The following is a 3,386-nucleotide window of genomic DNA, read 5'->3' as shown; positions in this document are numbered from 1 at the left end:
GGGAGTGGAGCCTGCAGGAATGACCTCGGTGTGCGGCCCAGCTGCCGTCTGTCGGTGGGCTCGGCTACCGTCGTCGGCGTGCCGATCACTGTTTCCACTGTCAACGTCAACGGAATTCGCGCAGCTGTTCGCAAGGGCATGCTGGCGTGGCTCGAGGCCACCGATGCCGACGTCATCTGCCTGCAGGAAACCCGCGCCAACGACGGGGAACTGACCAAGGCGCTGGCCCCGGCCCTCGATGGGGGCTGGCACCTGGCCTCGGCCGAGCCGTCCGCGAAAGGACGCAACGGGGTGGCCTTGCTGTCGAAGGCGGCTCCCGATGCGATTCGCACCGGCATCGGGGCCGTCGAGTTCGCCGATTCAGGTCGCTACATCGAAGGTGACTTCGGCGACGTCACCGTCGCCAGCCTGTATCTGCCGTCGGGCGAGGTGGGTACCGAGCGTCAGGACGAGAAGGAACGCTTCATGGCGGCGTTCGCGAAGTATCTGGCCAAGACGGCCAAGCCGCGAAGTCCGACGATCGCGACGTGGTGGTGTGCGGAGATTGGAACATCGCCCACACCGAGGCCGATCTCAAGGCATGGAAGACCAACCGCAAGAACTCCGGCTTCCTGCCCGAGGAACGCGAGTGGGTGACGCGGTTGCTCGCCGACAAGGCCCCCTGGACCGACGTCGTACGGGCGCTGTACCCGGGCGTCGAAGGTCCGTACAGCTGGTGGTCCTATCGCGGCAAGGCCTTCGACAACGACGCCGGCTGGCGGATCGACTATCAGTTGGCCACCAGTGATCTGGCCGAGCGCGCCAAGGAAGCGATCACCGAGCGGGCCGAGGCGTACGACCAGCGATGGTCCGATCACGCTCCGGTGACAGTGCGTTACCGCTAGAGCGGAGGCCTGCGCAGTGACCCGTGGTGCTGTAGCGGAGCCTGCACAGTGACCATCTCGGCAGGCAGGAAGTGAGCGTCGACGGGGTCGTGAAAAGATTGCGGCATGTCTTCTTCCGACTCCATCGACACTCCGCAGGGTCCGCCTCGGCGGGTGCTCTCCGGCATCCAACCGACTGCCGATTCTTTCCATCTCGGTAACTACCTGGGTGCGGTGCGGAACTGGGTGGAGTTGCAGGACGAGTTCGACGCGTTCTACTTCATCCCGGACCTGCATGCCATCACCGTTCCTCAGGATCCCAAGGAGCTTCGGCGCCGCACCCGAGTGGCCGCAGCGCAGTTGCTTGCGGTGGGAATCGATCCGGAGAAGTCGACGCTGTTCGTGCAGAGTCAGGTGCCCGAGCATGCGCAGTTGGCGTGGGTTCTGAACTGCATCACCGGATTCGGCGAAGCTGCGCGGATGACGCAGTTCAAGGACAAGTCCGCCAAGCAGGGTCGCGATCACACCAGCGTCGGACTGTTCACCTACCCGATTCTGCAGGCCGCCGATATCCTGCTCTATCGGCCGAATCTGGTGCCCGTGGGCGAGGATCAGCGCCAACACCTGGAGTTGACTCGCGATCTGGCGCAGCGTTTCAACACCCGGTTCAAGAAGACGTTCGTCGTGCCCGATGCGCACATCATCAAGGGCACCGCGAAGATCTTCGATCTGCAGGATCCCACCGCGAAGATGAGCAAGTCCTCGTCGAATCCGGCGGGCATCGTCAACATCCTCGACGATCCGAAGGTGTCGGCGAAGAAGATTCGTTCGGCAGTGACGGACAACGAGCGCGACATCCTGTTCGATCCGGAGAACAAGGCGGGCGTCAGCAACCTGCTGGTGATTCAGTCTGCGCTCTCGGGCGCGAGTATCGACGACCTCGTCGCTGGGTATGCGGGCAAGGGATACGGCGACCTCAAGTCCGACACCGCCGACGTTCTGACCGAGTTCGTCGTTCCGCTACGGGAGCGGATGGACGGGTTCATGGCCGACGTGGCCGAACTCGATCGCATCCTCGCGGCCGGTGCGGATCGAGCCAGGGAAGTGGCGAGCCGAACGCTCGCTCAGGTCTACGACAGGGTGGGTTTCCTGCCGCCGGGTGCATAGCATCTACGGCACACTGAGTTTCGTCGTGCTGCGTTTCGGCAAGGAGTACTTCGAGGCGCAGCACCGCGGCGACACGATCCGACAGCAGGCGACGACAGCGAAAAGGTGAGTGCCATGCCCGATTTCAAGGCGATCCTCGACGACCGGCGTAACCGGTGGCCCTGGCTCGATCACACTGTTGTTGCTGCGCAGCGCTATCAGGGTCAGAAGGGCGACTACTACGCGGCAGGCATGACGTACTTCAGTGTGCTGGCCTTGTTCCCGCTGCTGATGGTCGCGTTCGCGATCGCCGGGTTCGTGCTGGTGAATCAGCCCGAGTGGCTTGCCGAGATCCAGTCGCAGATTGCCGAGAACGTGCCGGGCAGCTTCGGTGAGACGATCAACTCGCTGATCCAGACGGCCATCGAGTCTCGGACGAGCGTCGGCATCATCGGTCTGCTCGGTGCCTTGTATGCAGGTCTCGGTTGGATCGCCAACCTGCGGGAGGCACTGACCGCCATGTGGGAGAGCCAGCACGAGCAGGGGGGCTTTCTGGCCACCAAGGCCAAGGATTTCGCCGCGCTGCTCGGGCTGGGGACCGCGCTGGTGCTGTCGTTGGCGTTGTCGGCGCTCGCCGGTGGTGACCTGATGCGCAGCATTCTCGAGTGGGCCAATCTCGATTCAGTCCCAGGAGTGGGCATCGCCCTGCGCGTCTTCTCGATTCTGCTCGCGCTGGCGGGCACCTGGGCGTTGTTCACCTGGGTGATCTCGCGTCTGCCGCGCGAGCCGGTCTCGTGGCGCAGCGCAGCCAAAGGCGCTCTGCTCGCTGCCGTCGGTTTCGAGATCTTCAAGCAGCTCGGTGCCATCTATCTGGGATCGGTGACGAGCGGCCCGGCAGGCGTGGTCTTCGGACCCATCATCGGTCTGCTGGTATTCGTCTTCACGACGTCACGGCTGGTGCTGTTCTCCACATCGTTTGCCGCGACGACTCGCGAGAGCTTGGCCGAAGCTCATGTACCGGCCCCGGAGCCGGCGGTGATCAACACGAGGGTCGAGGTCAGCGAAGGACCGGGCGTGACGGGGGGTCTGGCGCTGGTGGGTGCCGGTGCCCTCGCCGCTCTCGGCCTCGCGGGACTGCGCAACAGACGTCGCTAGATTGCTCGCAATCGCTGTATCGGAGGACCCGGTTCAGCGGTTGCGCGAAAGCCGTCGAGCTCCCCACAACAATCCGATCACCACGATCGAACCGATGACTCCTATCGCTATGCGAACGACGGTGTCGCCTTGGGCCTGCATCTCGGACTGGCGGGAGCTCGACCCGGACGCCGATGCGGGCGGCTGGGCGAGAGTCGGAGTGGCCTCGGGCGCGCGCGTACT

At 64.3% G+C, this 3,386-nt stretch carries 2 protein-coding genes and 2 pseudogenes; 3 read left to right on the top strand and 1 reads right to left on the bottom strand.

Annotation, left to right across the window (positions count from 1 at the left end; translation table 11 throughout):
• The first annotated feature begins 138 nt into the window (after nucleotides 1-138).
• From RHBS_RS25900 to yhjD, 3 genes and pseudogenes are all read left to right on the top strand, one after another.
• Nucleotides 139-884: pseudogene (locus RHBS_RS25900) on the top strand (exodeoxyribonuclease III).
• A 105-nt stretch (nucleotides 885-989) separates the two neighbouring features.
• Nucleotides 990-2,030 carry a tryptophan--tRNA ligase gene (gene trpS / locus RHBS_RS25895; RefSeq protein WP_121870366.1) on the top strand — a complete coding sequence of 347 codons (1,041 nt, stop codon included), beginning with the start codon at nucleotides 990-992 and terminating at the stop codon, nucleotides 2,028-2,030.
• Nucleotides 2,031-2,144: 114 nt separating this feature from the next.
• Nucleotides 2,145-3,164, top strand: coding sequence for an inner membrane protein YhjD (gene yhjD / locus RHBS_RS25890; RefSeq protein ID WP_183130201.1), 1,020 nt, complete (start codon nucleotides 2,145-2,147; stop codon nucleotides 3,162-3,164).
• 33 nt (nucleotides 3,165-3,197) lie between these two features.
• On the opposite strand, the pseudogene RHBS_RS29865 reads toward yhjD, so the two are convergent.
• Nucleotides 3,198-3,386: pseudogene (locus RHBS_RS29865) on the bottom strand (penicillin-binding protein); the annotation flags it as partial.

Origin of the sequence: Rhodococcus sp. BS-15 (genome assembly GCF_000813105.1) — a bacterium.
In the GTDB taxonomy this organism is placed as follows: Bacteria; Actinomycetota; Actinomycetes; order Mycobacteriales; family Mycobacteriaceae; genus Rhodococcoides.
The sequence above is the reverse complement of the archived record's forward strand: the minus strand, read 5'-3'. Positions and strand labels throughout refer to the sequence as shown.